We start from the raw sequence: 5,953 nt of genomic DNA, 5'->3' as shown, positions 1-5,953 counted from the left end.
TGCCGGCGGTGCGCACGATCGGGCCGAACACGTCGACGATCAATTTGGATGAGCCGCAGAGCGCACCCGCCATCACACGGCCCTGGCCGTCCAGGTACTTAGTGCCCGAATGCATGATGAGGTCAGCGCCGAATTCCACCGGACGCTGCAGGGCCGGTGAGCAAAAGCAGTTGTCGACCGCGAGCAGCGCGCCGACGCTGTGCGCCAGGTCAGCCAGTGCCGCGATGTCACAAACTTCGGTCAGCGGATTGGTCGGTGTTTCGGCAAACAGCAGCTTGGTACCGGGGCGCAATGCCGCCCTCCACTCGCCTACGTCGGTCTGCGATACGAAAGTCGTCTCGACGCCGAACTTGCCAAACTCACGGCCAATCAGCGCAATGGTCGAGCCGAACATCGAACGCGAACAGATGACGTGGTCGCCGGCCTTGAGCAGCCCCATGCACATCATCAGGATGGCGCCCATGCCCGTCGAGGCGCCGATAGCGGCTTCGGTGCCTTCCATGGCGGCAAGGCGGCGTTCAAAACTGGTGACCGTCGGGTTGGACGTGCGGCCATAGGTGTAGCCTTCCGTCGGGTCGGCAAAGCGCCGCGCCGAGGTCTCGGCATCAGGCTGCACAAAGCCGCTGGTCAGGTACAGCGCTTCGGAGTTTTCGCCATGCTGGCTGGGCTCCAGCGCCACGCGCACCGCCAGCGTGTCGCGGTGCAGGTTGCGCGGCAGTTCTCTCTTCTTGGTCATGCTCAGGCTTCCTGCGGATTGGGCAATGCCAGGCGGGACACGTCCACGTCGCTGTCTTCACCAATCTTCTCGGCGGTGTCGGCGCGCTGCGAATTCATCGCCGCAATGGTTTCAGCGGTCACGTCGCCCGTGATGTAGACGCCGTCAAAGCAGGAGGCGTCAAAGCCGTCGAGCTTGCCGTTGAGCGAGCCGATGGCGCGCTTCATGCCTTCCACGTCCTGGTAAATCAGCGCGTCGCAGCCGATGACTTCGCGGATCTCTTCGACCGTGCGGCCATGGGCCACCAGTTCGCCGGGCGTAGGCATGTCGATGCCGTAGACGTTGGGGTAACGCACCGGCGGCGCTGCGCTGGCAAGGTACACCTTGCGCGCACCGGCGTCACGTGCCATCTGCACGATCTCGCGGCTGGTGGTGCCGCGCACGATGGAATCATCCACCAGCAGCACATTGCGGCCCTTGAATTCGCTGGCAATCACGTTGAGCTTCTGGCGCACGGACTTCTTGCGCACGCCCTGCCCCGGCATGATGAAGGTGCGGCCCACGTAGCGGTTTTTCACAAAGCCTTCGCGGTACGGAATGCCCAGCAAATGCGCCAGCTGCGTGGCGCTGGGGCGGCTTGATTCAGGAATCGGGATGATCACGTCGATCTCGTTGGGCGGCACCGTGGACACGACGCGTTTGGCCAGCGTCTCGCCCAGGTTCAGGCGCGCCTGGTAGACCGAGATCCCGTCCAGCACGGAGTCGGGACGGGCCAGGTACACAAATTCGAAGATGCAGGGGTTGAGCTTGGCATTGGGCGCGCATTGCTCGGCGTGCACGACGCCTTCCAGGTCGACATACACCGCTTCTCCGGGGGCGATGTCACGCTCGAACTGGTGCGACGTGCCTTCAAGCGCTACCGATTCGCTGGCCACCATCACGGTCTTGCCGTCTTCGTTCTGCCCGTGCCCTATGCACAGCGGGCGGATACCGAACGGGTCGCGAAAAGCCAGCAGGCCGTGGCCGGCGATCAGCGCGACGACGGCGTAAGAGCCCTTCACGCGCTTGTGCACGCCGCGCACAGCGGCAAACACGTCGATGGGCTTGAGCGGCAGGCCGCGCGTGGTTTTTTCGAGTTCATGCGCCAGCACATTGAGCAGCACTTCAGAGTCGCTGTCGGTGTTGATGTGGCGATGGTCAGTGTTGAAAAGCTCGGCCTTGAGCTCGGCCGCGTTGGTCAGGTTGCCGTTATGCGACAGCACCAGGCCAAAGGGCGCGTTGACATAAAACGGCTGGGCCTCGTCTTCACTGTAAGCGTTGCCGGCCGTGGGGTAGCGCACCTGGCCCAGGCCCACCGTGCCCGGCAGCGCGCGCATGTTGCGGGTGCGAAAGACGTCGCGCACCATGCCCTTGGCTTTGTGCATGTAGAACTTGCGCCCCTGCTGCGTGACGATGCCCGCGGCATCCTGGCCGCGATGCTGCAACAGCAGCAGGCCGTCATAAATGAGTTGATTGACCGGGGCTTTGCTGACGACGCCGACTATCCCGCACATGGTGTTCCGATCATGATGAGTTGACTCTTGAAAGTTAAATTAAATACTTGCCAAACTGTTCGGGAAGCAGCGGCTTCAGGGCTTTGAGCGTGGCCGTCAATATCGGCGCACCATGCGACTGCACCCACCAGTCACTGGACTTCAACGCCGTCATGTTGATGACCACCGTGGCGGCCAGCAGCAAAATGATGCCGCGCAACACACCAAAACCAGCCCCCAGCACCCGGTCTATCGGCGCCAGGCCGACAGCTGCCACCAGTTTCTTCAGCAAAAAAGCCAGCAACCCCGCTGCAAACACCGCCGCAATAAATATCAGCAAAAACGCCGCCGCATAGCGCACCGGATCTCCAGCGGACTGCAGTGGCAGCCTGGCGGCAAGGTCCGGCGCAAACCATTGCGCCACATAAAAAGACACCGCCCACCCCAGCACCGACAACACCTCGTACACCAGGCCCCGCCAGGCGCCCAGGAGCATGGAAAAAACCAGCACTCCCAGCAAAATCCAGTCAACAGCCGTCACGAATCACCAGAGGCGCTAGTACTGCAACCCGGAAGTAGCGAAACACAATGAAAGTGATGGATTCGTGCCCAGGGCGAGGCGCAAGCCGCAGCGAAGGCTGGACGCCTTCGCAAGGGTTGCAACGCTGCCATGGGTGCGAAGACGCGCTTTCATGTTTCGATACTTTCGGGTTGCAGTACTTACTACAAGGTCAGGATGGCAGCAGGTAAATCAAGTGCCTTGATTTTGGCCGCCGCCTTGTCGGCCTCGGCTTTGGTGGCAAATGGGCCCACGCGGACCCGGATGCGCTTGCCGTCTTTGGTCTCCGCCACTTGCGTATAGGTTTTCAGCCCCGTCTTTTCCACCTTCAGGCGCGCTTCGCGGGCCTTGGCCACATCGGCAAACGCGCCGACCTGAACCACAAAGCGGCCTTCTGCCTCGCTGGCAGACGATTTGGCGGCCGCCGGCGCAGCGGTGCCGTTCAGCAGCGCGGCGGCACGTGCGGCGTCATCGTTCGCAGCGGGCTTGGCCGGCTTGGGCTCCGGTTTGACCGGAGGCTTCACCTCGGGTTTGGCTTCCGGCTTTGCTTCATTTTTAATAGCTGCTGGCGCAGACGCAGCAAGGGCTGGAGCCGGTTTTGATGGAAGAATTTCTTCCTTGGGCGCCAGGCTGGCGTCGGCGGTCACTTTGTCGGCGGGCTTGTCGGCCACCTTGGGGGCAGATGCGGACGTGGCTGCCGGGGCGCCGGGCCCGGGGATCACCAGGGGCTTGACCGTACTTTTGCCGGGAATTTCAATCGGGATATCGACCGGAATCGGCCGGGGCTGGGTGTCAAACAGCAGCGGGAAACCCACCACGCCGATCAGCACCAGCACGGCGGAGCCGATCAGCCGGTGTTTGGCACGCTTGCGGATCACTTCCACGCTTTCCGTTTGAGCGGCTGACCCGGCAGTGGAAGCAGCGTTGGAGCCGCCCCGGCGGAAGTTGAAAAACGGCATGGTGTGGCTTGGATCCGATAAGGGGTGACGTTAACGGTGAACGTGGGCTGACGGCCCCTCTGAATACTTCAACGGGCCGGTTTTTCCTGCATCAGGTGGCCAGGTGCGGGGCCGAAAGACGCGGCACACCGTCCTTCAAAATGCCGCCCACCGTATAGAAGGAGCCGAACACGACAATTCTATCAGCGGGGGTTGCGGCCTTGACCGCCGCCTGCAGCGCAGCCTCGGGGGATTTGTAAGTGCCGGCGCCTGCATCAGGCCGGGTATTGGCCGCCGTCCACCGGGCCTGCAAATCCTCGGCAGAAGCCGCCCTTGGCGTCGGCAAATCGGTGAAGTACCACCTGTCGATGAGCGGCCCCACCCGCGCCAGCATGGGGGCCAGGTCTTTGTCGGCCATGGCGCCAAACACGGCGTGGGTGCAGGGGTAAAAGCCCATGGCGTCCAGGTTTTCGGCCAGCGCAGCCACCGAATGCGGGTTGTGCGCCACGTCCAGCACCAGCGTGGGCTGGCCGGGCACGATCTGGAAACGGCCTGGCAGCTCGACCATCGAAAGCCCGTTGCGCACCGCCTGGGCCGTCACTGGCAAGCGCTCACGCAGGGCTGTCAGCGCCGCCAGCACACCCGAGGCATTGACCAGCTGGTTGGCGCCGCGCAAGGCCGGATACGCCAGGCCGGCGTACCTGCGCCCGCGCCCGGCCCAGCCCCATTGCTGCTTGTCACCCGAAAAATTGAAGTCCGTGCCAAAGCGCCACAAGTCAGCGCCCACTGCGGACGCGTAATTAATGATGCTTTGCGGCGGCACCGGGTCGCTCACGATGACCGGCTTGCCGGCGCGCATGATGCCGGCCTTTTCGCGGCCAATGCTTTCGCGGTCAGGGCCCAGGTATTCCATGTGGTCCAGGTCGATGCTGGTGATCACCGCGCAGTCGGCGTCCAGCATGTTGACGGCGTCCAGCCGCCCGCCCAGGCCGACTTCGAGGACGACGACGTCGAGCTTGGCGTCAGCCAGCAGTTGCAGGATGGCCAGGGTCGTGAATTCAAAGTAGGTGAGCGAAATCGCCTCGCCGCCCTGTGTTCGGGCTGCCTCGACGCGCGCGAACTGCGCAACCAGCTCGTCAGCCTTCACGATGTCGCCGCGCACCCGGCAGCGCTCTTCAAAATGCACCAGGTGCGGCGAAGTGAAAACGCCGGTACGGTAGCCGGCCTCCAGCAGGATGGCCTCCAGCATCGCGCAGGTCGAGCCTTTGCCGTTGGTGCCTGCCACCGTGATGATGGGGCAGTCAAAAGCCAGGCCCATGCGTTTGGCCACCGCGCTGATGCGGGTCAGACCCATGTCGATGCCGACAGGGTGCAGGTGCTCGCAGTAGGCCAGCCAGTCGTCGAGAGTGTTGAGGTTTTGCATACAGCCCCCTATTGTCGCAAAGCTGGCTTTTCCTTCCAGCAGGGGCCGCGGTCCGGCTCTGCCGGCCGCAGGCGCCGCCCCCGGCAAGGGGGGAGGACGCTACACGCAGTGAGCGTCAACGGGGGTGTTCGAACTACTTGGCGAAACGGTCTGTCGCGGCGATCAGCTGGCGCAGGATGCCGGGCTCGTTGAAGGCGTGGCCGGCGTTGTCGATCATGTGAAATTCGGCCTCGGGCCAGGCGCGATGCAGGTCCCAGGCGGTTTTGGCCGGCGTGGCCACGTCGTAGCGGCCCTGCACGATCACGCCGGGGATCCCGGCCAGCTTGTGCGCGTCGCGGATCAGCTGGCCTTCTTCGAGCCAGCCGGCGTGCACAAAATAATGGTTTTCAATGCGGGCGAACGCCAGCGCAAAGGCGTCGTCGCCGTGCTGGGCGGTAAAGGACGGGTCGGGCAACAGCGTGATCGTCTGGCCTTCCCACAGGCTCCAGGCGCGGGCAGCCGCCAGTTGGGCGGCGCGGTCGGTGCCCACCAGCCGTTTGCGGTAAGCGGCGATCAGGTCGCCGCGCTCTGCTTGCGGGATGGGTTTGACGAACTCTTCCCACAAATCAGGGAACAACCACGACGCCCCCTCCTGGTAGTACCAGAGCAGCTCGGCTCGGCGCAGCGCAAAAATGCCCCGCACGATGAGTGCCGACACCCGGGCCGGATGGGCCTGGGCGTACGCCAGCGCCAGCGCGCTGCCCCAGGAACCGCCGAACACCAGCCAGCGCTCCACACCCAGCAGGG

Annotated in this window: 6 protein-coding genes; all 6 read right to left on the bottom strand. The window is 63.8% G+C overall.

Features of this window, described 5'->3' with window-relative positions; all coding sequences use genetic code 11:
• On the bottom strand, positions 1–736 hold a 736-nt coding region (locus tag AC1D0Z_RS14775; RefSeq protein WP_477658981.1), incomplete at its 3' end, for an aminotransferase class I/II-fold pyridoxal phosphate-dependent enzyme.
• Positions 737–738: 2 nt separating this feature from the next.
• Positions 739–2,268 carry an amidophosphoribosyltransferase gene (gene purF / locus AC1D0Z_RS14770; RefSeq protein ID WP_477658980.1) on the bottom strand — a complete coding sequence of 510 codons (1,530 nt, stop codon included), beginning with the start codon at positions 2,266–2,268 and terminating at the stop codon, positions 739–741.
• A 34-nt stretch (positions 2,269–2,302) separates the two neighbouring features.
• Entirely contained in the window at positions 2,303–2,788 is a 486-nt protein-coding gene (locus tag AC1D0Z_RS14765; RefSeq protein ID WP_477658979.1) for a CvpA family protein, read from the bottom strand.
• Positions 2,789–2,970: 182 nt separating this feature from the next.
• On the bottom strand, positions 2,971–3,765 hold the full coding sequence (locus AC1D0Z_RS14760; RefSeq protein ID WP_477658978.1) for an SPOR domain-containing protein: 795 nt from the start codon (positions 3,763–3,765) through the stop codon (positions 2,971–2,973).
• Positions 3,766–3,856: 91 nt separating this feature from the next.
• Positions 3,857–5,167 (bottom strand): bifunctional tetrahydrofolate synthase/dihydrofolate synthase, encoded by a 1,311-nt coding sequence (gene folC, locus AC1D0Z_RS14755; RefSeq protein ID WP_477658977.1) that lies wholly within the window; start codon positions 5,165–5,167, stop codon positions 3,857–3,859.
• Positions 5,168–5,300: 133 nt separating this feature from the next.
• Positions 5,301–5,953, bottom strand: a 653-nt coding sequence (gene pip, locus AC1D0Z_RS14750) for a prolyl aminopeptidase (protein WP_477658976.1), incomplete at its 5' end; no start/stop codon positions are given.

It is taken from the genome of Polaromonas sp. P1_E3, assembly GCF_056405935.1.
The sequence above is the reverse complement of the archived record's forward strand: the minus strand, read 5'-3'. Positions and strand labels throughout refer to the sequence as shown.